Here is a 24,220-nt window from a genome sequence, read left to right on the forward strand (position 1 = left end):
CCGCATTGTGAGGAGATTGGATGCGGTTCTTGCCGGATTGTCGACCACGCCCTGAAAGATCCACCGTGGAAACGCCGCCGATCAGTAATGGATCACGGATCGTATCGACTTGCCTTCCTGCATCAAATCGAAGGCGTGGTTGATCTCCTCGATGCGCATGGTGTGCGTAATGAATGGTTCCAGCTCGATATCGCCGTTCATCGCGTCCTCAACCATGCCCGGTAGCTGGCTGCGACCCTTGACGCCGCCGAAAGCCGTGCCCTTCCAGGTCCGGCCGGTGACGAGTTGAAACGGCCGGGTGGAGATTTCCTGGCCGGCACCGGCCACGCCGATCACGACGGATTGCCCCCAGCCGCGATGCGCGCATTCAAGTGCTGCTCGCATCACGTTGACGTTTCCGATGCACTCGAAGGAATGGTCGACACCCCAGCCCGTCATCTCGATGACGACCTGCTGGATCGGCTTGTCATGCTCTTTGGGATTGATACAGTCGGTAGCACCAAAGGATCGGGCAAGCTCGAACTTCGACGGATTGGTGTCGATGGCGATGATGCGGCCTGCCTTTGCCTGTCGCGCGCCCTGAATCACCGCAAGACCGATACCACCCAGGCCGAATACCGCGACCGAATCCCCGCGTTGGACCTTCGCCGTATTGCGAACCGCGCCAATGCCGGTGGTCACACCGCAGCCGAGAAGGCAGACATGCTCGTGATTGGCTTCGGGATTGATCTTCGCCAGCGAGACCTCCGCGACGACGGTGTATTCACTGAAGGTCGAGCACCCCATGTAGTGGTAGATCGGTTGCCCCTTGTAGGAGAAGCGCGTCGTGCCATCCGGCATCAAGCCCTTTCCCTGGGTGGTGCGCACGGCGACACACAGATTGGTCTTGCCGGACTTGCAGAACAGGCATTCCCGGCATTCGGCGGTATAAAGCGGAATGACATGGTCGCCGGGGCTCACGCTGGTAACACCGTCGCCAACCTCGACGACGACGCCCGCCCCCTCATGCCCAAGCACCACGGGAAAGATGCCTTCCGGATCGGCACCGGACAAGGTGAAGGCATCGGTGTGACAGACGCCGGTATGGGAGATTTTGACAAGCACCTCGCCCTTCTGCGGCGGGGCGACATCGATTTCGACGATCTCGAGCGGCTTGCCCGGCTCGAACGCGACGGCTGCACGTGATTTCATCATTGTCCTCATTGTTCGTTGAATTGGGGGCTCAGCAGGTGTTCCAGAAACGTCTGATCGCGACCGCTCAAGGAGCTGTTCGGGCCGTCGCGGCCCATAGATCACGCACCATCTGCCGAAGCAGCAGGGCCTCCGCCCACCTGTCGGTCGAGTCGTTGCCGTCTCTCCCGGTGATCGCATAGGGCTTGGGCCCCAGCTCGCAGGTGAAGATCAGCTCGGCGTCATCGGCGGAGCGTGATCGCCAGTTCCGAAAGCCGTACGCCCACCACTCGAGGAATAGATCGACCCAAGGGCGGTGGTGCGGATAGGAGATTTCGATCTGCACCTGCTCGCGCGAGGCGACCCTGCCGTGAAAGGCCCACGCATCGCGCAATATGCGTCGGATCATCGTCTGGTTTTCCTCCTCCACCGGAAAGGCGAATTCGCGGCCGACAAGGAAATGCGACAGATCGGCCAACAGCGGCAGGTCGGGACGCTGTTCGAGCAGATCCAGCGTGAAGAAAAGGTCGGTAGTCATCCGGTCGCGATGCGTTTCGATGAACACGGGGATGCCGGCATCTTTCGCAAGTCGCATCCAGCCGTCGAGCAGCGGCAGGCAGTCTTCGACTCGGCGCAGGCGGATATCCGGTTGCAGGTTGATGTGGCTGACCGGAAATTCGGCGGCGAGTTCCAGCGGCAGGCGCAAATCCTCGACTGAGCGGGGACTCCAGGGTACGCGCGGCGATTATGACCTTTTCGACAAGCGCGGGGCGGACACCCCCTCGGCCGTTCAGGCCCGCTCGACCGTGGCCGTTCCCACGCCGGCAAGGCGGGCGATGTTCCGATAGTTCGGCTTGTTCAATTTATCGCACCCTCGAATGGGCTGACGCGCGCCATAGTTGATTCAATGAGCGTAAGATGTCCTTGTCATATACTTCAGCCGCGAACCTCACAGAAGATGGCCAAGGGCGGCATGCCATGACGTGACGGGCAGGCTTGTCGTGTTCCGTGGGCGGCGCTGTAGGCCCGATAAGGTAATCGACGTCCTACCCAAATTAGCACTTGCGAGCCGCCGGCGACCGGCTAACGCTGGTTGCTCGTCTCCGAACGGTCGCGAAGCCCTTCGTTGATCAGCCAATCGCGTATGCGCCGCGCTTGCGTGTTGAGCTCGCGCGACCGCGGCCAGACGACATAGAAGGCCTGGCCGGTCCTCAGCACATGTCCGCCGACTGGCACCAGCGCGCCGGATTGGACTTGCCTGGCGATCAGGTGCTCCCAGCCGAGCGCAATTCCCTCTCCGGCAAGCACCGCCTGGATGACGAGGATGTAGTCGTTGATCGCCAGCCGCTTGCCCCGCGCCGGAGCGGAAAGACCCGCGCTTGCGAACCATTCCGCCCAATCGCAGGCGCGCCTGACCGGCTCCTCGAGATGAATGAGATTGTGCTTGAGCAGTTCCGCCGGGCTCCTCGGCAGCCCGTGCGCCTCGATATAGGCGGGCGTCGCCACGGCATTGACCACCTCGTCGGCGAGCAGCGCCGCGTGGTAGCGCGGCCAGTGGCCCGGATCGCCGCCGCGAACGCCGAGCGGGATAGGTTCCTCGTCGAGGTCGAGGTCGCGGACGCTCGTCTGGATCCGCAGGTCGATTTCCGGCAGGTCTTCACGCAATTGGTTGAGCCGCGGCAGCATCCACATCGACGCAAAGGCCGTCGAGGCGGCCAGCGTGATGTTCGTCTCGCGGCCCTTGGCACGAATCTCTTCGGCCGATTTCCGGATGCGGGCCAGCCCGACGGAGACATCCGCATGGAACCTCTCTCCGGCTTCCGTCAATTCAACCGCCCGGTGCACGCGGTGGAAGAGGGGCACGCCGAGCTGGTCCTCCAAGCCGCGGATGGCGTAGGACACCGCGGCCTGCGTCATGCCGAGCTCACTGGCGGCGCGGGTGAAGTTCTGGTGGCGACCGGCCGCCTCGAAAACAACGAGGCTGGTGGCCGAGGGAAGCAGGCGGCGTAGATTTTCCATAAGTTCGCCTTATATCATGTGTCAATTTTTTCCTGAGTTACAACGGCCTTTCTCGTCAATACCATCACTCTACATGATGGGAGGTCGACAATGGAAGTGACAGCAGCAGCCGGCGACACGCCGAGACGGACGCGGGGCGCGAGACCGCAGCGACGGGAGGGCGGCAGGCCCGTTGGCGTTCCCTACATTGTCCGCAACATTCCGACTTACGATATTCTCGGTGAGGAGAGCCTGGAGCGGATCGAGCGAACCGCCGATCGCATCCTCGCCGAGGTGGGCATCGAATTTCGCGACGATCCGGCGGTGCTCGACCACTGGCGCCGCGCCGGGGCGAAGCTAAATGGCCTGCGCGTCACCTTCGAGCCCGGAATGCTGAAGGAGATCGTCGGCTCGGCGCCGTCGCAATTCACCCAGCACGCCCGCAATCCCGCCCGCAGCGTCGAAATCGGCGGCCGCAATGTGGTCTTTTCGCCGGCCTACGGCTCGCCCTTTGTCACAGACATCGACAAGGGCAGGCGCTACGGCACGATCGAGGACTTCCGCAACCTCATCAAGCTCGCCCAGGCGAGCCCCTGGCTGCATCATTCCGGCGGGACGATCTGCGAACCGGTCGACGTGCCGGTCAACAAGCGCCATCTCGACATGGTCTACAGCCACATCAAATATTCCGACCGTGCCTTCATGGGCTCGATCACCGCCGAGGAGCGTGCCGAGGATTCGATCGAGATGGCCCGCATCCTGTTCGGCGCCGATTTCGTCGACAAGAACTGTGTCATCCTCGGCAACGTCAACGTCAACTCGCCGCTCGTCTGGGACGGCACGATGACGAAGTCGCTGCGCGCCTATGCCCGCGCCAACCAGGCCGCCGTCATCGTACCCTTCATTCTCGGCGGCGCGATGGGCCCGGTCACCAATGCCGGCGCCGTCGCCCAGTCTTATGCCGAAACGCTTGCCGGCTGCGCGCTGACGCAACTCGAGCGCAAGGGCGCGCCGGTGATCTTCGGCAATTTCCTGTCGTCCATGTCGCTTCGCTCCGGCTCGCCGACCTTCGGGACGCCGGAGCCGGCGATCGGCAGCATGGTCGTCGGCCAGCTGGCGCGCCGGCTGGGCCTGCCGCTGCGCTGCGCCGGCAACTTCTCCAATTCGAAACGCCCGGACGCGCAGGCGATGCAGGAAGGCGTCATGTCGATGCTTTCGGCGGTGCATTGCGGCGCCAATTTCATCCTGCACTCGGCCGGCTTCGTCGACGGGCTGCTCGCCATGTCCTACGAGAAGTTCATCATGGATACCGATTTCTGCGGGGCGCTGCACGCCTATCTTGCCGGCGTCGTCGTCGACGACAATTCGCTCGCCATGGATGCCTTTCTGGAGGTCGGTCCGGGCCATCATTTCCTCGGCTGCGAGCACACGATGCGCAACTACCAGACCGCCTTCTGGGACAGCGCGCTGTCCGACAACGAGCCCTTCGAGAAATGGGTCGAGCAGGGCGAAACCGACATGGCGCTGCGCGCCAACCGGCATTGGAAGAAAACGCTCGCCGAATACGAAGCGCCGCCCCTCGACGAGGCGATCGACGAAGCGCTGCGAGACTATGTCGAGAGGCGCAAGAACAGCATGCCCGACGCCTGGTACTGATGGATCGGGCCAACCGGGACAGCGCCGTTGAGAGGACATGTTGACGCGGCAGGCGAGGTCAGTCTCGAGCGTTACCCTGTCGGCAGCGGCCAAGACAGCCCCGCGAGAGCGGGGCCGCCTATGTCCTGTTGGGGATCAGCTCACGCTCATGCCGGCCTTCCGACCCTCGTAGAACGCATAGGGGGCCTGTCTGGGCGCTACGCCGTCGCCGATTTCCACGAATTCGATTCCCATCTCGGCGAGCTCCAGAGCAAGCCAGTTGAACGCCGAGTTCGTCGTGGCCATGACCAGGCTGTCCGCCTCAAGGGTTTCCGTGGTGCCGGTCAAATGGGAGATCAGAACGGCCGAGTGCCCTTGCCAGCTTGCAATGCTGGTTTCGGTGTGGAAACCAACACCGAGCCTCTTCAACGTTCGGCGCAAGGGAGCGTCCGCTGACGTGCGTTGAAGCTCCTTCCCGACCAGCCCATCCGGGGTGACAAGCCAGACGTGATGGCCTTGCTCGGCAAGTTTCCAGGCGGTCCCGCATCCCTTCCATCCGCCCGTCTCGTCGAGCACGACGACCCGGCTGCCCACCCTGGCTTGGCGCGCCATCACGCTTTCGGCAGAAAACACGTTGCCGTTTTCGATTCCCGGAAGGGCGGGCCTATCGGGGAGGGCTTTCTGAAATCCAGTCTCGCCCGGTATCGACCCGGTGGCGAGAATAACGGCATCGGCGCCGATCGAGGCGACGTCTACGCCTTCCATGTAGGAATTCAGCCGCACCTCCACTCCAAGCTTGCTGAACTGCGTTTCGTACCATTGGATTAGATCCAGGATTTGTGCACGCCGCGGCTGTTCGCCCGCAAGACGAAATGCTCCGCCCAGTCGGTCCGATGCCTCCGCCAGGACCACCTTGTGTCCCCTCTCCGCCGCCACGCGGGCTGCTTCCATGCCGGCCGGTCCGCCGCCGACGACCAGGACGCGTCGTGGCCGCTCGGCCGAGCGAAAGCGATCACCGCCCCACTCGGCTTCTCTGCCGACCGATGGATTGATGAGACAGCTGATCCAATAATCCCGCGAGCGGCGCCCCCAGCACATCTGATTGCACGATAGACATCCGCGAATGTCCTCCGGCGTTCCGCTGCGCGCCTTGTTCACAAGGTGCGGATCGGCAATTTGGCCCCGCACGATCGACACCAGATCGGCCGCACCTTCGCCAAGGGTGATCTCAGCGTTCTCGGGGGTACGGATGTGGCTTTCGGCAATCACCAGCGCGTGTCGTACGACCTTTTTCAGGCGCGCCGAGAGGTCTGCTCCAAGTCGCTCCGGGTAAAGGAACGTCGGCATAAGACTGCCATAGTCGAAATACCCGCCAGAGCCGCAAGTCACGTAGTCGATCAGTCCGTCTTGATCGAGAAGCGAGATGATTTCGGCTATCTGATCTCGCGACAGGGCGGTGGGACAGCCCGGCTCGTCGCTTACGGTCAGTCCGACGATAAAGTCCGGGCCGCAACTCTCCCTGATACGGCGCAGGATCTCGCGAGACAGCCTGGTGCGGTTGGCGAGCGTGCCGCCCCATTGGTCCTCGCGTTTGTTGTAAAAGGGCGTCCAGAACTGATCCAGCAAGCCTCCATAGGCGGCCCAAACCTCCACTCCGTCGAAGCCGGCCTTATGGCAACGGACCGCCGCTGCGACGAAATGAGCGATGGTCTCCTCTATCTCCCGCTCGGTCATTGTGTGCGAGCCATCGCTGTCATGATAGCTCGGACCACCGGACGGAGACCAATGCGGGTGGTAGGAGAGATCGGAGTCGCCGTGACTGCCGACGTGGTAGAGCTGCTGCAGGACGACGGCGCCGTGCTGCTTCACACTTTCCGTCAGCTTCCTGAATGCCGGGATCACCGTGTCATCGGAGTGACGGAAGTTGCCGCGTGTGAGGACGGTCGCGGCGTGAACGGGCATGGGCTCGACGACGATCATGGCGGCTCCGCCCAGCGCGCGTTCCACGTAGTAGGCGATGTGCTGATCGCCGGGAACGCCGTTTTCGGACATGTTCGCCGTGTGTGCACCGAATACGACTCTGTTGCGAAGTCGATGACGGCGGATGCTGATCTCCGAGAAGATCTTGGGGAACTCGGTTTTCATTTGCGATTCCTGAACTCAGACAAAGGTTTGGCGATCCTCGCGAGCCACCGACAGCGAATTGCGTGAGCTCGCCAGCGCGGGCTCACGCAATTCTACCGACGTCAGAGCGCGGACTGGATCTTTTCCGCGACGTCTTCCGAGACCCAGGTCATCCAGAGATCCTTGTGTTCTTTCAGGAAGTAGACCGCGCCGTCCTCACCGCCGGCTTGCGCATCCGTCATCCATGACATGACCGAATTGACCGTTTCATTGTCCCAGGACCGCTTGCTCAAATAGGCGACCACGTCAGGATTGCTGCCCGTCGCGAGCTTCTTCGAAATCAGCGTCGCCACGTGATCCTTCGGCCATGCGTTTTTCTTGGGATCAGGACAGTCGGCCTTGGTGTTGCAGCGCTTCCACTCCGTCGCATCATGTGGCACTCCCGCTTCCAACCGTACCATCGGATATTTGCCCAGCAGGGCGGTGGGCGACCAGTAGTAACCGAGCCATCCCTCCTTCCGCTCGTAGGCTTTCGCCAACGCTCCATCCAGGCCCGCTTGCGTACCCGGGTCGACCAATTTGAAGTTCTTTGATGTTCCGGCATAAGCCTTGAACAGCTGCGCGCTGACGACCGACCCGCCGGACCCTTGCGGACCGTTGAATACCGCCCCGTTGGACGCATCCTCCGGGTCCGCAAACAGCTCAGGATGGCCTAACGCATCATCGACAGTTTTGATTTCAGGGTGCGCGTCGACGATAAACTTCGGAATGTACCAACCTTGGACCCCGCCATCGGATAAAGCTTGTCCGATTTGTACAATACGGCCCTCTTCGGTCCCGCGTTTTACGATCTCCGGGACGAGGTCCACCCAGGCCTCTCCGGCGACATCCGGCTCTCCCTTTTCAACCATCGACGTAATGGTCGGCACCGTATCCCCCGGGATGAATTCGACCTCGCAGCCAAATCCATGCTCAAGCACGAACTTGTCGACGTTCGCCAGCAATTCTCCGCTTTGCCAATTCATGTTTGCGACGGTGACCGTACCGCACTCCGCGTTTGCAGCGGACGCCGTTCCCATCACAAGAGCCAGTGTCGAAAATGCGAGAATATTCCTCATGCTCCACCCTTTTCTTTGTTCCCCAGGGATTCCTTGGCCGACCCGAGTCACAATCAGCCACCGCATTGGGGATGCGCGAGCGCCGACGGCTTCCGGTTGAAAGGCTGACGCGCGCCCATACCCGATGGGTAAACCCAAGCTACTTGTGATGATCCGTGGCGTATTGTATGTTTCGGACAACTTTTATTGGAATTTCGGGCATTCCATATGCGCGGTGACTATTCGCACCTCGGGCCAGCCAAGGCTCCTCCGCCCATCGACACGCCCCTTCGCGTTGCAATCGTGCCGACGCCGAATTTCACGCTGATGCCGCTTGCGTGTTTTGTAGATTTCCTGCGGCTATCCGGGGACGAAAGCGACTACAGTCGGCAGATATACTGTACTTGGGATGTATTGTCGCACAGCGACGAACCGGTGTTCTCAAGTTGCGGGATCGCGATATACCCTAACAAGTTATATGGGGATCCCTCGGATTACGACTACATCATCGTCCATGGGGGGATACTTCATGGAAACGAAAGACCTCATCCGGACCTTTACAAATTCGTTACGTCAGCGTCCAGGCAGGCCGTGCCGCTCGTCGGCAGTTGTTCTGGCAGTTTTGTGCTGGCTGAAGCGGGTCTCTTGTCCGGAAAGAGGTGTGCGGTTCATTTCGCCCTTGCCGGGACGCTGCGGCAGAATTTCCCGGATGTCATTCCCGTGACGGATACGCCAGTCGTCTCGGATGGGAATGTCATCACGTCTCCTGGAGGCTTGGCCGCCATCAATCTCGCCATGTTTCTCGTCGCTGACGCCTGCGGTGAATCAAGGGTCCACAAGGCGTTCCATTACCTGTTGGGCGACCGCGGTTTTGACAAATCGAAGGTAACGGAGGAACTCGAGATCGGCTTGAAATGCGAGGATCGCCGCGTTGCGAATGCGATCGGCCTCATGCGCCAGAAGATGTACGAGCTGTGCTCGATATCGGAAATTGCAGCGGGCGTGGGCACCTCGGAACGCGAGTTATCTCGCTTGTTCAACAGGCACCTGCAGGTGACGCCGAGTCATTACTGGCGCCAGATGAGACTCAGGGCGGCGAAATGGATGCTGCTCAACAGCGATCGCTCGATAGCCCAGATCGCCTATGAATGTGGTTTCACGGATTGCGCCCATTTTGTCCATTGGTTCAAGCGCACATACCATGTCACACCCGCGAGGATGCGGCGATCGCATCGGGAATTCGGCCTTCGGTGAGTGCCGGATCGTTCCCCGCGGGTGCGGCGATTTGGGGAAAAGCCGCAACCAGCGCCGTTCACGCGTCTTCCCATAGGAACGTATCCAATCGTTCCGCCCCTGTCGCCGTGATTACGACCTGAGTCTCGAGCTTGATACTCTCGGACCCCTCTTCAGCAATCAGGCTTTCAACGTTAAGCACCATGTCGTGCTCGATCATACCGCTGCAATTCCGGTCGAAATCGGGATGAAGGAAGACGCCTGGCCACTCGTCGGCCATGCCGGTTCCGTGCAGCGCCAGAGTGTAGCGATACGGCAGGTATTTGTCGGGAATGCGCCAAGACCGCTCGTTGAACTCGGCAAAGGTTAGTCCCGGTTTCAACACTCCGAGATTATGCTCGATCTGCTCGCGGGCGGCGGCGTAAAGCTCCTGTTGCTTCGCGCTCATCAACATGGCCGCATGTCCAGGAACGCGACAGATCCGCACAATAGCCGTATGGCCCGATCATGTCCGTATCGAAAGAAATCATTTCTCCCCGCTGGATCACATAGTCAGAACACTCCTGGTACCAGGGATTGGTTCTGGCGCCTGCGGTAAGAAGTTTCGTTTCAAGCCATTCACCGCCACTGCGCGCGTTCTCATAATGCAGTTCTGCCCAGATTTCTCGTTCGGTGCGACCCGGCTCCGACACCTCGTACATACGCGCCATTCCGGCTTCGCACACCCGGATAGTCCATCGCATCAGCTCGATCTCGTCCGGGCTCTTGATCGATCGGGCGCGTTCGGCCAGTTCCTGGCCGTCGACGAGTTCCAGTCCCCGCTCTTGCAACGCAAAGGCGTCGGCCGGTTCGAGCTTGTCCACGGCCAGGCGCCGATTGCGCCCTTGCGTCTTGACGATGTCTGAAACTTCGTCCGCCCATTCCGAAAGGCGCGTTTCGACCAGATCGCCGGCGGTGAAGAAAATCCATGATTTGGCCGGGCGGATTTCGTCGATTCCCGGAAGCCCTTGGTTGAGATGCTCCGCCCCCTCGAATTCGAACAGGATCGCCGGACCATCGGCCAGGATCAGAGCATAGCGGGCCGCATTGTGCATGGTCCATATGCTCATATTCGAGGAATCGAAAGCATAGCGGATATTGACCGGATCGTAGAGCAACAGAGCAGAGCAGTCATGTTCCGCCATTTTGCTCCTGAGGCGACCCAACCGGTAGCGCCTGGCGCTGTCGAGGACACGCGCCGGTATCGGGCTTTTCAGCGGCCTGTCGGCTCCTTCGGGGTTGAGATAGGCTTGCTTTCTGTCGTCCTTAAACACGGACTGCCCGCTTATGTCATTTCGGCGGGTGGTGGACTGGTCCATATTGCTCGTCCTCTCGTTGAGCGCCGTGTGGTAATTGCGGCCATGCGTGAACTCGCGCGCTCCGGCATCACCTGGGCGCGATCGCGAGGGCGGGCGCTGCCGCGACTCCGGCGAAGCGAGGGCCAGCCGACGTCACCGCAGGCATGTTGAGACGCCGGCCGGCGACGTGCTTCATCGTACTGTTCGGCCGAGACGATCTCTTGGGTTGTGAGGTAAGGACTATACTTCGACGCTTATGCGGCCCAGGGGCTTGGAGCAGCAGGCGAGGATATAGCCTTCGTCGACATCCTCCTCGGTGATGCCGCCATTGTGCACCATATGGACCTGGCCTTCGGTCTTAAGGACCTTGCAGGTGCCGCAGATCCCCATCGAACATCCCGAAGGAATCACCAGCCCCGCGGCCTTTGCGGCCGCCAGGATCGTGTCCGTCTCGTTGCATTTGGCGGTTACGCCGGAGAGGGCGAACTCGATCTCGGCTCGGTTCTGTGCATCGGGAACCACATCCTGCGGAACTTCCTCGGCATGCTCGGGCTCCGCCTGGAAACTTTCCTGATGGTAGCGGCTCATGTCGTAGCCGAGAGCGGCAAGCGCCTCGCGCACCGCCCGCATGAAGGGTTCGGGGCCGCAGCAGAACACTTCGCGATCGAGGTAATCCTGCGCCATCAGGCCCAGCATGATCTGGTTGAACATCCCCCGATAGCCGGTCCAGGGCCGGAAGGGGTCGGCCTCCTCGACCACCCATTTCAGGTCGATGCCGACGATGCGCGACGTCATGAGCTCCATCCTGTCGCGCAGGATGATCTCGGAGGGACGGCGGGCGCAGTTGATGAAGACGATGTCCGGTTCGCGTCCCGAATCGTAGAGCCACGTGGTCATCGCCACCATCGGAGTGATGCCGGAGCCGGCCGAGATGAAAAGGTATTTCTCGGCAGGATGATGGACGATCGAGAACTTTCCCGCCGGCCCTATGGCCCTGATGCACATGCCCTTGCGCAAGTTGTCGAGCATCCACCTTGTGCCGACGGAGTCACTCTGCGCCTTGACGGTGATCGTCAGAGCCGTCGGTCGCGAGGGCGAAGAGGAGATCGTGTAGGTGCGATAGAGCGGCCCACCAGGAAGGGGCAGTTCCAGCGTGACGAATTGCCCCGGATCATGATTGAACAGCGCGCCGGACGGGCTCTGGAAGCTGAAGGTCACGACATTCGGCGCTTCCGGAGTCCTCGTCACGCATTCAAGCTCTTCCGCGTCATTCCAGAAGGTTAGGTTTTTGAATGCGGTCATGCGCTTTACTCCGCGGCCTGCCGCATCGGCGTCAGTGACCGTTCGAGCCAGGTGGCGTACCAATCGACGAACTGGATGACGCCGCTTTCCTGGTTCGACGAATAGGGCCCGGGAACATAGGCCGGCGACAGAATCCCCTGCTGGTTGGTTTCGACGATCTCGCGGTCTTCGTCATTGGTGGCGATCCAGACCTCGGTCAGCCGCTTGAGATCGTAGTCCACGCCTTCGACGGCATCCTTGTGGACGAGCCAGGTGGTGGTGACTTCGGTTTCCATCGGGCTGATCGGCGTGACCCGGAAGGTCAGCGAATGATCCGGCAGGAAGTGGTTCCAGGTGGTTGGATAGTGGAACTTCAAGAGCGTGCCCGCGTCGGGCAGGCTGACTCGGCCGAGGTTCCTGTTGACGGCAGCCTTGCCATCGAGCGTGTAGCTCACAGCGTTTTCCTGCAGCGGCATGCGCGCCAGGCGATACTGGCCGTCTCCGGCAATGCGGAATTGCGCCGGCGCGCCGGAAGCTTCGCAACGGTCGAAATGCGCCCGGAGCTTCGCCGAGACCGATCCGTCCGGAGACACACCAGCCACATCCGGGTCAAGGGGAAACGAACGGCACAGTGCGGGATGGTTGCTGCTGCAGTGGTAGCATTCGCGATTGTTTTCCCAGACGAGCTTCCAGTTCGCCTTTTCGACGATGGTCGAGGTATAGGCGACCTTCGCTTCGGTCAGATCGTGTATGGCGAGATAGGGACGGGCCAGCTGAGCAAAGGGCCCGAAATCCGGCGGGGTCTCCGACAGGCAGATGTAGATCAGGCCCTCGAGATTGCGCAGGTTAACGGGTTTCAAGCCATGCTTCGACGCATCGAAGTCGGGCCCCATGTCATTCGCCCAGATCAACTTGCCATCGAGTTCGTAGGTCCATTGATGATAGGGACAGACGAGCTTGGCGACCTGACCTTGGCGGCCCTTGCAGATCAGTGAGCCGCGGTGACGGCAAGAATTGTGGAAGGCGCGGATTTCGCCGTCGCGGGCTCGAACGATGATGACCTCATAGGCGCCGACCCGCATCGTGACGTAGCTGCCCGCCTTGACAAGCTGGCAGGCCGGGACCGCGTAGAGCCACTCCTTGTAGAAAATATGCTCCAGGTCGAGCTCGTAGATCGCCGGCGATGTGTAAAACGGCTGTTCGAGCGCATGGCCCGGAACGCGGCGCTCAAGCAGGTCATGGATGGAAGGCGAGGGGACTGTCATCGGAAGATTCCATGCTCATCAGGTTCAACTTTGATAAAATCTTCCTTTCATCAAACCCTTTTGACAATAGCACTTTTTTTCATGATGAGTTAGTTTAACTAATCTCACAAAGTGCCGGTCTGGCGTCCAGACAGGGTGCGCTTTCAATGAGTCCCCTATGGCAAGACCCTATGATCTCTCGTCGATAACCGCTCTCATCTGCTTCGAGGCGGCCGCCCGGAATGCGAGCTTCAAGAAGGCCGCTCAGGAAATGAATGTGACGCCTGCAGCCGTCAGTCACCAGATCAAGGCGCTCGAGACGGATCTAGGCTGCAACCTGTTTCTGCGCCGCAGCCGCGGTGTCGAGCTTACGGAGAAAGGGGCTTTTCTGTTCATCGCGATACGGCGCGGCTTCGAGACGATTTCGGAGGCTGTTGCTCAGATTCGCGATCGCCAGGAAACGGTTGACGTAACCGTCCGGACGACAACCGCTGTTAGTTCGCTGTGGCTGACGCCCAAGATTTCGGCTTTCTGGAAAATCCATCCCGCCATCACGGTTTCGCAGATCATCAGCGACGTCCCCGGCATGACCGGTCGCTGCGATCTGAGCATCCACTATGGAAATCCACCGGAGAATGACGGCGAATACCGCAAGCTCTTTCAGGATCACATCGTCGCTTTGGGCACGCCGGCCTTCGCCGCAGAGTATGGTATCATTCACGTCGGTGATCTGCTCAAGGCGCCCTTGATTCATACGAGCAACGAAGAAACCGACTGGACGACCTGGTCCGACTGGTTTCTAGCGCTGGGGCGCCCCGCTCCGAAGGGCCGCAGTTTCTACGTAAACAACTATATGATTGGGCTTCAGGCCGCTCAGGACGATGTAGGTGCGGTGCTTGGCTGGGACGGCCTGGTTGAAAACCTGATACGCGAGGGGCGGCTTGTTCAACTCGTAGCCGAGACTATTCCCTCACCGGCGGCCTTTCATCTGAAGATCCATCCGCGCGCGACTGCGAAGGCCCGCCTGTTTGCGGACTGGCTGGTCAAGAGCGCCTGATGCATGTGTCCTTAAATCGTATTCGATTTAAGGACACATGCAGCAATTCAAAGTGCTACAGCGACCTTTGTGCGTCTGAAAAGACGCACGGCGCTGTTGCGCTCTCCGCTCTCTTAAGAGGGAATAAAAGTCATTATGTCGTCGAGGAGACGGGCGTCGATACGGATGACATCCGCATCGTCGGCTCCGTAAACCGAGCTGCGGCCGGGAACGTGCACCCCGAGATCCTCCAGGCGGCGAAAATGATCGGCGCCGCGAACCGCGAACGACGGATCGGTGGCGACGGGATCGATCGCGATGACTGTCAAGCCAACATTCGGAGACCGATCGCCGTAGCGGAAGTCTCCCGCATCGAGCGACCAGGCCGCTCCGGAGAGGCCGGCCGACAGGACTTCGACAAGCAATGCGATATTCGCCCCCTTGTAGCCCCCAAACGGCAGGAGCGCGCCGAGCACGGCCTTGGCGGGATCGGTCGTCACCGCTCCCGTCTGATCGGTAGCCCATCCTTCCGGAATGGCGACGTTGTCTGCGGCTGCCCGAATAATGTTGACAAATGCCGTGGCGCTGGCGGCCTGATCGATAACCAACGGAGCCCGCGGCGCCGGCAAAGGAGCCCCGAAAGCGAGTGGGTTGGTGCCGAATACCGGCTTGCCGCCGACCGCCGCGGCCATCAACGCGTGGGCATTCGCAACGGCCATCGACACCAGGCCGTCAGCTGCCAGACGTCGAACATAGTAGCCGAGTTCGCCGGCGGTGTAGCTGTTCCTCTGCGAGAAGAGCGCTATGCCGAATGTCTGCGCCCGTTTGACCAGGTCCTCATAGGCTAGATCGAAGCCGAGCTGGGCTATTCCACCCCTGGCGTCGGAATGGATAAAGGCCGGCAACGGATGCTCTATGCGTGGCCATGCCTTTGTGTCAATGCGCCCCTCCACCATGCTCATCAGGTAATCGACGAGATGAGGGAATCCCACCTCGGGGCGCCCATGACAGGCGGCGGAAAGAGTCGCGTCGACAAGCGACCTGGCAGTCGCCACACTTGCTCCGCAAGCCAGGCAGGCGCGCGTCGCTATGTCCCGGAGCTCCGCGACGGACAAATTTACCTCCTCCTCTGCCATCACAGCTCCAGTCCGATCTTTTTGCCTTCGTAGAATGCGTAAGGGGCTTGAGGCGGAGCCGTGCGGTCTCCGCCCTGCCGTCCTACAGGGCCTCCGTCAAGGCTCTTTCGTTCTGGCTTGCGAAGCTGCCGGAGTTGACCATTGCACCGGCAAGCTGACGCAGGTTGACCATACCAAGTTGTTTCCCCTCCACGCTGACGACGGCGACGTCGTTGTCCGGGCCGTTCGCAATCATGCGGATTGCCTCCTCGATGGTGGTGCCTGCCGGTATGGCCGTGCCGTTCGGTGAAAAGCCCGCCCGCGGAGGCGCCATGACGGCTTCGACGTGGACGACGCGCCCTCTGTTGACCTCCTTGACGAAGTTCGCCACGTAGTCGTCGGCAGGCCGCAAGACAATGTCCTGACTGGTGCCCTGCTGGATGACCTCGCCATCGCGCAAGATGGCGATCTGATCGCCGAGCCTCAGAGCTTCGTCGAGGTCGTGGGTAATGAAGACGATCGTCTTCCTGATCTCCTTCTGCAGGTCGAGGAGAACCGTCTGCATGTCCATGCGGATCAGCGGGTCGAGAGCCGAATAGGCCTCGTCCATCAGCAGCACCGGTGCATCGTTGGCGAGCGCCCGGGCGAGGCCGACACGCTGCTGCATGCCGCCCGACAGTTGGTTCGGATATTTGCTCTCGAAACCTTTCAGTCCGACGCGCTCGATCCAGCGCATGGCGACGTCGACCGCCTTGGAGCGCTCGAGACCCTGCACCTCGAGCCCGTAAAGGGTGTTGTCGAGAACATTGCGGTGGGGAAGCAGCGCAAACTTCTGGAACACCATCGCCGTCTGGTGCCGTCGAAACGCGCGCAGTTCCAGTTCGTTCATCTTGACGACATCGACGCCGTCGACCAGCACCTCGCCGGCGGTCGGGTCGATCAGCCGGTTGATGTGCCGGATGAGCGTCGACTTGCCCGAACCCGAAAGGCCCATGATCACCTGGATGCGACCAGAGGGGATCTCGATATTGATGTCGCTCAGGCCCAGCACATGCCCGTGCCGCTCATTGAGCTCCGCCTTGGTCAAACCCTTCTGGACCGCATCGACGTGCGCCTGTGCGTTCGGGCCGAAGATCTTGTAGAGGTGGCGGATCTTGATGCCGCCGAAATGGTGATCAGCCATGGACGATCTCCCGGTGCTTCTGGAGTCTCTTGCCATAGGCCTGACTTACCCGGTCGAAGATGATGGCGATGCCGACGATGGCAAGGCCGTTGAAGATGCCGAGCGTGAAATACTGGTTGGCAATCGCCTTCAGAACCGGTTGGCCGAGACCCTGAACGCCGATCATCGAGGCGATGACGACCATGGCAAGCGCCATCATGATGGTCTGGTTGATGCCGGCCATGATGGTCGGCAGCGCCAGCGGCAACTGCACGTTCTTCAGCTTCTGCCAGCTCGACGAACCGAAGGCGTCGGCCGCCTCGAGAACGTCCTTGTCGACGAGCCGAATGCCGAGATCGGTGAGCCGGATCATCGGCGGGATGGCATAGATGACCACCGCGATCAGCCCTGGAACCTTGCCGATGCCGAGCAGCATGACGACCGGGATCAGATAGACGAAGCTCGGCATGGTCTGCATGACGTCGAGCACCGGGTTCACCAACCGTTGCAGCCGGTCGGAACGCGACATCAGGATGCCGAGCGGAATACCGATGGCGATCGACAACACCGTGCAGACGAAGATCATCGAGATCGTCCGCATCGTGTCGTCCCACATGTCGAAGTAGCCGATCGCCAGCAATGTGACGAGACAGCCGAGCACCACCCTCCAGCTCCGGCTCGCGCCCCAGGCGATTGCCAGGACGATCAGGGTGACGATCGGCCAGGGCGTCTGGGTCATGAAGCGCTCAGCCGCAATCAGGAAGTGTTGCAAGGGCGAGAAGAAGCCCTCGATGACATCGCCATAGGCACGCGTGAACGCCCGGAACCCCTCGTCGATAGCCTTCTTCAGGCTGCGGAGGGAATCGTCGTCCATGTGCGGGAATTCGTAAAACCAATCCATTCGGTTCCCCTTTTTATAGAAGCCGGCGCAAGTTTCTTAGTTTTATCGGCTGTGGAATGGGACGCGCTCCTGGCGCGCGCCCCACGCGTCAAGCGGCTTAGAGCGCGGCCTTGATCTTTTCGGCTGCCTCTGGCGAAACCCACTTGGTCCAGACATCCTCGTTTTCTTCGAGGAAGTGCTTGGCACCTTCTTCGCCGCTTGCCTGGTTGTCCGTCATCCAAGCCATCAGCTTGCTGACGGTGTCGTTGCTCCAGGAGCGCTTGTTGAGATAGTCCATGACCTCGGGACCGACCTTCTCCGAGAAGGGCTTCGCCACCAGCGTCACGATCGTGTCGACCGGCCAGGCACTCGGCTTCGGATCGGGGCAGTCGGCAACGGTAATGCAGCGCTTCCATTCGGCGGCATCGTTCGGAACGCCTGCTTCCAGCTTGACCATTTCATACTTGCCGAGGAGGGCCGTCGGCGCCCAATAGTAGCCGAGCCACCCTTCCTTGCGTTCGTAGGCCTTGGCGATGGAACCATCGAGACCAGCGGCCGAACCGGTGTCGACCAGCGTGAAACCTGCCTTCTCGGCGCCGAACGCATTATAAAGCTGCGTCGTCACCACAGTACCGCCCCAGCCCTGCGGGCCATTGTATACGGCGCCCTTCTTGGAGTCCTCCGGATCAGGGAAGAGCTCCGGATGCTTCAGCGCGTCGCCGATCGTCTTGATGTCCGGATGGGCGTCGGCGACATATTTGGGAATCCACCAACCCTGCACGCCGCCGTCTGGCAGCGGAGAACCGACCTGGATGATCCGCCCTTCGTCCGTGCCCTTCTTGACGACATCGGGCAAGAGGTCGATCCAGGCTTCCGGCGCGATGTCGGGCTGGCCCTTTTCGGCCATGGAGGTGATCGTCGGGACGGTGTCGCCGATGGTGATTTCGGCGCTGCAGCCGTAGCCTTCGTTGAGAATGATCTTATCGAGATTCGAGAGTACCTCGGCGCTTTGCCAGTTCATGCTGGCGATGGTGACGCTCCCGCATTCGGCGGCATTCGCTACGGATGCTCCGCCGATAAGGCCAAACACCAGACATGTAGACGCAAGCAGTTTTTTCATGAGACGTTCCCTCTTCTTCTTTGCGGCGTTTCATGGAGGAGCAGGGGGCCGCGTTGTCTGCTCCGACGGCAGTCAGGAGCTCTCTCCCATACGGACCGATTTCTTGAGAGCGGCGGCAAGTCCGCTGACGATTGCGGCCTCGAATCCGGCGGCGCGCATCGATTCGATCGCTGCCGCAGTGGTGCCGCGATAGCTGAGAAATGTTTCGACCACGCTCGCGGGACATTCGTCTCGCCGTTCGAACAGCCGTCCGGCTCCGATCAGAACGGCGGTGACTGCGCGGCTGGCGACATCGGGGCAGATGCCGTGAGCGATGGCATCCTTCTTCATCGCCGTTGCAAGCAGCGCGGGGAACGCCGGACCGGAGCCTGAAAGACCGGTCAGATAGTCGATGTTGTCTTCGCTTGCGACTTCATCCGCTGTTCCACAGGCGTCGAAAATGCTGCGGACGATGAAGCGATCGCGGTCGTCGACAGCTTCAGAGGCCACCCAAGGTGTGTACGACTTGCCAACCTCGGCCGCCGCGTTGGGCAAGCTGCGGACGACCCGGTCCGTATTGTGGTGTTCGGCCAACTGGCTCAAACGAACACCGGCCATGACGGATAATAAAAGCTTGCCGCTGGCATCGACCGCGAGTGGCGGCCAGTCGGCAGGTCGGACCGAGACGATGATGACGTCCGACCGATCGGCGAGCTCTTGGTTCTCGGTAGTCCAGAAGGAACCTTCGAAGCGGTTCGGTTGCTCCGTGCGATAAGACAGGGACAGAGCATGCGGCTGCACCAAGCCGGCATCGAGGATCGAAGCGGCAATTGCTCCGCCGAGCCAACCGCCTCCGCCGATGATGCCAATCCTCAATGAGCCGCTCATCGTCCGCGTCCTCCTACTCGGGTTTGTAGCCGTGCCGTGAAAAGAAGCGGTCCAGCTCCCGTTGCTCCGGCACCTGGCCCGTGTAGATGGCGATATACTCGGGGATGCGTTTCATGCGGACCGCGATATCTTCTTGCGTTTGCATCGAGATGTAGCCGATCTGAACCAGATAGGTCGTGCGGGCGCGAACATCGGCGGTGATATCCGAATGACCGAAGCGGACGAACATACGCTTGAGAGCCTCCAGTCGGACCTGGTCTGCTTGCTGAACTTCCGCCAGAATGTCGTCGGACTGGAGTGCCCAACTGCGCACGGCGAACTCAAACTTCGAGTCGAACAGGTCCTTGTTCAGCCAGCAATCGAATACGTTCAGCATCGCCTCGGCCAGAGATTCCGCGTAGGCCTCCGATTGCCTGACGATGTTGCCGGTGTTCTTGTCTCGCCACCGACCGATGAGCGCAGCCAAAAGTTCCTCACGGTCCTTGAAGAACCAGTAGAAGCTCGTTCGAGAAAGATTGAGCTTCTTTGCCAAAGGCAGAATTTTTACCGAGTCCACTCCTGCTTCCAGAAGGGATTCATAGGCCGCTTCCAGCCATCCCTCTTGCGAGCCGCGCCAGCCGCTATCGTTCAAGGTCTGCTCCATGACGTTCTCCTAACAAATTCAAATGGGCTGCGCAAGAAAAATGTACATATATGTCGATAGACCAGACCTAAATGTTTTCCATGTTGACACATATGTACATTTCCGCGTAGCCTTTGAGCCAAAGTTTCTAATCCGGAGCCTGGCAGATGTCGAACGATCCCCTCCTTCAGCCTTATCAGCTCAAGCACTTGACGCTGCGCAACCGCATCATCGTGACTGCGCACGAGCCCGCCTATCCGCAAGACGGCTTGCCGAAGGAGCGCTACCGCGCCTACACCGTGGAGCGTGCGAAAGGCGGAGTGGCGATGACCATGACCGCCGGCTCCGCGGCCGTCTCCAAGGACAGCCCGCCGGTGTTCAACAACCTGCTCGCCTACAAGGACGAAATCGTCCCGTGGATCAGGGAGATGACCGACGCCGTGCACGAGGAGGGCGCGGCAATCATGATCCAGCTGACGCATCTCGGCCGGCGCACACGTTGGGACAAGGGTGAGTGGCTGCCGGTCGTCGCCCCCTCACATCACCGCGAAGCGTCGCACCGAGCCTTTCCGAAGAAGATCGAAGACTGGGACATCGAGAGGATCATCAAGGACTTCGCCGATGCGGCCGAGCGCATGAAGGCGGGCGGCATGGATGGTGTCGAACTCGAGGCCTACGGTCACCTCATCGACCAGTTCGCGTCCCCGCTCACGAACGAGCTCGACGGTCCTTACGGCGGCTCGCTCGACAACCGCATGCGCTTCTGTTTCGACGTCCTGAAGGCGATCCGCGCGCGCGTCGGAGACGATTTCATTCTGGGCGTGCGATACACGGCCGACGAATGTCTTCCCGGCGGGACGGGCAAGGAGGAAGGCCTTGAAATCTCGAAACGCCTCAAGCAGAGCGGACTTATCGATTACCTGAACGTCATTCGCGGCCATATCGACACTGATGCCGGCCTGACCGACGTCATTCCGATCCAGGGCATGGCCAATTCGCCGCATCTCGATTTCGCCGGCGAAATTCGCGGCGCAACCAACTTCCCGACCTTCCATGCCGCGAAGATCCCCGATGTCGCGACCGCCCGCCACGCCATCGCCTCCGGCAAGGTCGACATGGTCGGGATGACCCGCGCCCATATGACCGACCCGCATATCGTCCGCAAGATCATCGAGAAGCGGGAAGAGGACATTCGTCCCTGCGTCGGCGCGAACTACTGTCTCGACCGCATTTACCAGGGTGGCGCGGCCTATTGCATTCATAACGCTGCGACCGGACGTGAGCTGACGATGCCGCATTCGATCGCCAAGGCCGATCGCCGCAAGAAAGTGGTGATCATCGGCGCCGGCCCCGCTGGTCTCGAGGCGGCACGTGTGGCCGGTGAGCGCGGCCATGAGGTCGTGGTCTTCGAGGCAGCCAACGACCCCGGCGGGCAGATCCGTCTGACCGCTCAAAGCGAGCGGCGCCGGGAAATGATCAGCATCATCGACTGGCGCATGATCCAGTGCGAGAAGCTGGGCGTCACCTTCCATTTCAATAGCTGGGCGGAAGCCGACACGGTTCAGGCGGAAAATCCGGACGTTGTCATCATCGCTACAGGCGGCCTTCCGCATACGGAAGTGCTATCGAAGGGCAATGAGCTCGTCGTTTCCGCTTGGGATATCATCTCCGGCGACGTCAAGCCTGGGACGAACGTGCTGATCTTCGACGACGCCGGCGACCATGCCGGCTTGCAGGCCGCGGAATTTATTGCCAAGGCAGGCGGTAAGGTCGAGATCATGACGCCGGACCGCTCGTTTGCCCCCGAGGTCATGGCTATGAACCTCGTCCCTTACATGCGCTCCCTGCAGAAACTCGACGTGACCTTCACCGTCACCTATCGTCTGGAAGCGGTCGAGAAGAGCGGCAATGAGCTCGTCGCTCATGTCGGCAGCGACTATGGCGGCATTGCCAAACAGCGGACGTTCGACCAGATCGTCATCAATCACGGCACCATCCCGCTCGACGATCTGTATTTCGAGCTGAAACCGGCTTCCAGCAATCTCGGCGAGGTGTTGCACGACCAGCTGATCGCCGGCAGGCCGCAAACCGCATGGCGCAACGCCGATGGCAAGTTCCAGCTCTTCCGCATCGGCGATGCGGTCGCGGCGCGCAACACGCACGCGGCGATCTACGACGCGCTTCGCCTTGTCAAGGACATCTGACGGCAACCTGGTCGCCCGGCGGGCGGCGCTACTGGTTCTTCCGTGGGGTACAAAATGAGCGCTCGAAGCGAAGCTCTTCAGTCGTTCGTCGACGCTGCCTTTGCGGCGTACGATCAATTCGCGCAGGCTCCGGAATCGCGCCGCTTCGGTAGGACGGATCTTCTCTGCGCTTGAAGAGTCGGGCGCGCAAAGGTCCGGCCCCGGCAGCCGGCTGCCGGTCTGTGCCCATCTAGACACAGCGCTCGCCATCGAAACGGAGCATGAAGCGCTCCGCCGTCTGGTCGATCGGTTCAAGACGCTCGAATCGCTGCTCGAATGGCGCCGGCGCTCGAATAATGACGGTTCCGAGAGCGAGAATTTCGTCGACGGCCACGCCAATGCGATGATCGTTGGACCCGGCGGCCTCGAGGATCGGCGCGACCTGTGGTTTGGCGTTACCCTGATGGCGCCGAACGTCCGCTATCCGGACCATGACCACGCACCTGAGGAAGTCTACCTCGTTCTTTCCGACGGTGAATTCCGGCAGGGGCAGGGGGCCTGGTTCTCGCCCGGCATCGGCGGCTCCTTCTACAATGAGCCGAAAATCCGGCATGCCATGCGCTCGGCCGGCACGCCGCTACTTGCTTTCTGGGTGCTGCTGGCGAACGGGCCGGCTTAGCTGGCTTCGGGCGGAACATTCAACAATCAAGGGGATACCAGCATGAAGATCATCGTGCCAGTCAAGCGGGTCGTCGACTACAACGTCAAGATTCGGGTGAAGGCGGACGGTTCGGGCGTCGAGCTCGCCAACGTCAAGATGTCGATGAACCCGTTCGACGAGATCTCCGTCGAGGAGGCGCTGCGCCTCAAGGAAGCCGGCAAGGCTTCCGAAGTGGTCGTCGTGTCGATCGGCCCGGCCAAGGCCGAGGAGACGCTGAGGACCGCGCTCGCCATGGGCGCCGACCGGGCGATCCTCGTCGAAACCGACGACCAGGTCGAGCCGCTCACTGTGGCCAAGATCGTCAAGGGTGTGGCGGAGGCCGAACAGCCGGGGCTGATCATCGTCGGCAAGCAGGCGATCGACGACGATTCGAACCAGACCGGCCAGATGCTCTCGGCGCTCTTGGGCTGGGCCCAGGGCACCTTCGCCTCCAAGGTCGAGCTCGGCGACGGCAAGGTCAATGTCACCCGCGAGGTCGACGGCGGCCTGCAGACGGTCGAACTGAAGCTGCCGGCGGTGGTCACCACCGACCTGCGTCTCAACGAACCGCGCTATGCCTCGCTGCCGAACATCATGAAGGCGAAGAAGAAGCCGCTCGACAAGAAGAGCCCGGCCGATTTCGGCGTCGACACGGCGCCGCGGCTGAAGGTGTTGAAGACCGAGGAGCCGTCCGGCCGCAAGGCCGGCATCAAGGTGAAGTCGGTGGCCGAGCTCGTCGAGAAGCTCAAGACCGAAGCCGGCGTGCTTTAAGTTTTAGGAAACGGAGACTTCCATCATGGCCATTCTGCTTCTGGCTGACCACGACACCACCTACCTTTCCGACCAGACGGCCAAGGCGCTGACGGCGGCCCAGAAAATCGGCGGCAACGTCCACGTTCTGGTAGCCGGCGCGAATGTCGGAGCCATCGCCGAGCAGGCGGCGAAGCTTGCCGGTGTCGCCAAGGTGCTGGTCGCCGACGACGCGAGCCTTGCCAACAATCTCGCCGAGCCGCTCGCCGCGCTGATCGTCTCGCTGGCCGGTTCCTACGACACGCTTGTGGCCGCCGCCACCTCGGTCGGCAAGAACGTCCTGCCGCGCGTCGCCGCCCTCCTCGACGTCGCCCAGGTCTCGGAAATCATCGAGGTGGTGTCCGCCGACACCTTCAAGCGGCCGATCTATGCCGGCAACGCCATCCAGACGGTGCAGACCAGCGAAGCCAAGCGGGTCATCACCGTGCGCACCGCCTCGTTTGCCGCCGCGGCTGAAGGTGGCTCCGCGCCGGTCGAGACCATCTCGGCCGCCGCCAATCCGGGGCTGTCCAGCCATGTTTCCGATGCGCTGTCGTCCTCGGACCGGCCGGAGCTGACTTCGGCGAAGATCATCATCTCCGGCGGCCGGGCGCTCGGCTCGTCGGA

At 61.1% G+C, this 24,220-nt stretch carries 18 protein-coding genes and 4 pseudogenes; 7 read left to right on the top strand and 15 right to left on the bottom strand.

The genetic code is table 11. The features are described 5' to 3' along the window. Positions 1-81 precede the first annotated feature (81 nt). The 4 genes and pseudogenes from N181_RS12135 to N181_RS12145 all read right to left on the bottom strand — a co-directional run bounded on the left by N181_RS12135 (position 82) and on the right by N181_RS12145 (position 3,189). The gene (locus N181_RS12135; RefSeq protein ID WP_037432412.1) at positions 82-1,191 is read right to left on the bottom strand and encodes an S-(hydroxymethyl)glutathione dehydrogenase/class III alcohol dehydrogenase; all 1,110 of its coding nucleotides are present in this window, start codon (positions 1,189-1,191) and stop codon (positions 82-84) included. A 67-nt stretch (positions 1,192-1,258) separates the two neighbouring features. Next, positions 1,259-1,894: pseudogene (locus tag N181_RS12140) on the bottom strand (sugar phosphate isomerase/epimerase); the annotation flags it as partial. Further along, positions 1,890-2,032, bottom strand: a pseudogene (locus N181_RS35345) (LacI family DNA-binding transcriptional regulator); the annotation flags it as partial. The pseudogenes N181_RS12140 and N181_RS35345, both read right to left, overlap by 5 nt. A gap of 221 nt (positions 2,033-2,253) precedes the next feature. Next, entirely contained in the window at positions 2,254-3,189 is a 936-nt protein-coding gene (locus N181_RS12145; protein WP_037432410.1) for a LysR substrate-binding domain-containing protein, read from the bottom strand. Positions 3,190-3,279: 90 nt separating this feature from the next. Here N181_RS12145 and N181_RS12150 point away from each other — a divergent pair, with 90 nt between their 5' ends. Next, entirely contained in the window at positions 3,280-4,824 is a 1,545-nt protein-coding gene (locus tag N181_RS12150) for a trimethylamine methyltransferase family protein (RefSeq protein ID WP_037432409.1), read from the top strand. 135 nt (positions 4,825-4,959) lie between these two features. Here the strand turns inward: N181_RS12150 and N181_RS12155 are convergent, their stop codons facing one another. Both N181_RS12155 and N181_RS12160 read right to left on the bottom strand, forming a co-directional pair. After that, entirely contained in the window at positions 4,960-6,948 is a 1,989-nt protein-coding gene (locus tag N181_RS12155; RefSeq protein ID WP_037432407.1) for an oxidoreductase, read from the bottom strand. Between the two features lie 101 nt (positions 6,949-7,049). Beyond that, positions 7,050-8,045: an ABC transporter substrate-binding protein gene (locus tag N181_RS12160; protein WP_037432405.1), complete on the bottom strand. Its 996-nt coding sequence runs from the start codon at positions 8,043-8,045 to the stop codon at positions 7,050-7,052. A gap of 207 nt (positions 8,046-8,252) precedes the next feature. On the opposite strand from N181_RS12160, the gene N181_RS12165 reads away from it, so the two are divergent. Beyond that, positions 8,253-9,278, top strand: a complete 1,026-nt coding sequence (locus N181_RS12165) for a GlxA family transcriptional regulator (protein ID WP_037432403.1) — start codon at positions 8,253-8,255, stop codon at positions 9,276-9,278. Positions 9,279-9,336: 58 nt separating this feature from the next. Here N181_RS12165 and N181_RS12170 read toward each other — a convergent pair. The 3 genes and pseudogenes from N181_RS12170 to N181_RS12180 form a co-directional block, all read right to left on the bottom strand. Continuing rightward, positions 9,337-10,615: pseudogene (locus N181_RS12170) on the bottom strand (M24 family metallopeptidase). Positions 10,616-10,834: 219 nt separating this feature from the next. After that, positions 10,835-11,896 (bottom strand): FAD-binding oxidoreductase, encoded by a 1,062-nt coding sequence (locus tag N181_RS12175; protein WP_037432401.1) that lies wholly within the window; start codon positions 11,894-11,896, stop codon positions 10,835-10,837. Between the two features lie 5 nt (positions 11,897-11,901). Beyond that, positions 11,902-13,140: an aromatic ring-hydroxylating oxygenase subunit alpha gene (locus tag N181_RS12180; protein WP_037432399.1), complete on the bottom strand. Its 1,239-nt coding sequence runs from the start codon at positions 13,138-13,140 to the stop codon at positions 11,902-11,904. Positions 13,141-13,297: 157 nt separating this feature from the next. Here N181_RS12180 and N181_RS12185 point away from each other — a divergent pair, with 157 nt between their 5' ends. Beyond that, positions 13,298-14,176 (top strand): LysR family transcriptional regulator, encoded by an 879-nt coding sequence (locus N181_RS12185; protein WP_037432397.1) that lies wholly within the window; start codon positions 13,298-13,300, stop codon positions 14,174-14,176. Positions 14,177-14,289: 113 nt separating this feature from the next. Here the strand turns inward: N181_RS12185 and N181_RS12190 are convergent, their stop codons facing one another. The 6 genes from N181_RS12190 to N181_RS12215 all read right to left on the bottom strand — a co-directional run bounded on the left by N181_RS12190 (position 14,290) and on the right by N181_RS12215 (position 19,942). Then, positions 14,290-15,291 (bottom strand): Ldh family oxidoreductase, encoded by a 1,002-nt coding sequence (locus tag N181_RS12190; RefSeq protein WP_037432395.1) that lies wholly within the window; start codon positions 15,289-15,291, stop codon positions 14,290-14,292. Between the two features lie 82 nt (positions 15,292-15,373). Further along, positions 15,374-16,453, bottom strand: coding sequence for a quaternary amine ABC transporter ATP-binding protein (locus tag N181_RS12195; protein WP_037395750.1), 1,080 nt, complete (start codon positions 16,451-16,453; stop codon positions 15,374-15,376). Further along, a complete protein-coding gene (locus tag N181_RS12200; protein ID WP_037395749.1) occupies positions 16,446-17,333 on the bottom strand; it encodes an ABC transporter permease in 888 nt (295 codons plus the stop codon). The genes N181_RS12195 and N181_RS12200 overlap by 8 nt, the downstream gene beginning before the upstream one ends. A gap of 97 nt (positions 17,334-17,430) precedes the next feature. Then, positions 17,431-18,432, bottom strand: a complete 1,002-nt coding sequence (locus tag N181_RS12205; RefSeq protein ID WP_037395748.1) for an ABC transporter substrate-binding protein — start codon at positions 18,430-18,432, stop codon at positions 17,431-17,433. Between the two features lie 72 nt (positions 18,433-18,504). Continuing rightward, positions 18,505-19,299: a pyrroline-5-carboxylate reductase family protein gene (locus N181_RS12210; RefSeq protein WP_037432393.1), complete on the bottom strand. Its 795-nt coding sequence runs from the start codon at positions 19,297-19,299 to the stop codon at positions 18,505-18,507. 13 nt (positions 19,300-19,312) lie between these two features. Continuing rightward, positions 19,313-19,942, bottom strand: a complete 630-nt coding sequence (locus N181_RS12215) for a TetR/AcrR family transcriptional regulator (RefSeq protein ID WP_037395746.1) — start codon at positions 19,940-19,942, stop codon at positions 19,313-19,315. 146 nt (positions 19,943-20,088) lie between these two features. Between N181_RS12215 and N181_RS12220 the strand changes: the two genes are divergently transcribed. The 4 genes and pseudogenes from N181_RS12220 to N181_RS12235 form a co-directional block, all read left to right on the top strand. Then, positions 20,089-22,125: an NADH:flavin oxidoreductase gene (locus tag N181_RS12220; protein ID WP_037432391.1), complete on the top strand. Its 2,037-nt coding sequence runs from the start codon at positions 20,089-20,091 to the stop codon at positions 22,123-22,125. A 54-nt stretch (positions 22,126-22,179) separates the two neighbouring features. Continuing rightward, positions 22,180-22,783 (top strand): annotated as a pseudogene (locus N181_RS12225) (dimethylsulfoniopropionate lyase). A gap of 42 nt (positions 22,784-22,825) precedes the next feature. Then, positions 22,826-23,575 carry an electron transfer flavoprotein subunit beta/FixA family protein gene (locus N181_RS12230; RefSeq protein ID WP_060563401.1) on the top strand — a complete coding sequence of 250 codons (750 nt, stop codon included), beginning with the start codon at positions 22,826-22,828 and terminating at the stop codon, positions 23,573-23,575. Positions 23,576-23,600: 25 nt separating this feature from the next. Next, the coding region (locus tag N181_RS12235; protein WP_060563402.1) for an electron transfer flavoprotein subunit alpha/FixB family protein at positions 23,601-24,220 on the top strand (620 nt) is incomplete at its 3' end.

This window comes from Sinorhizobium fredii USDA 205, assembly GCF_001461695.1.
Taxonomy (GTDB): Bacteria; Pseudomonadota; Alphaproteobacteria; order Rhizobiales; family Rhizobiaceae; genus Sinorhizobium; species Sinorhizobium fredii.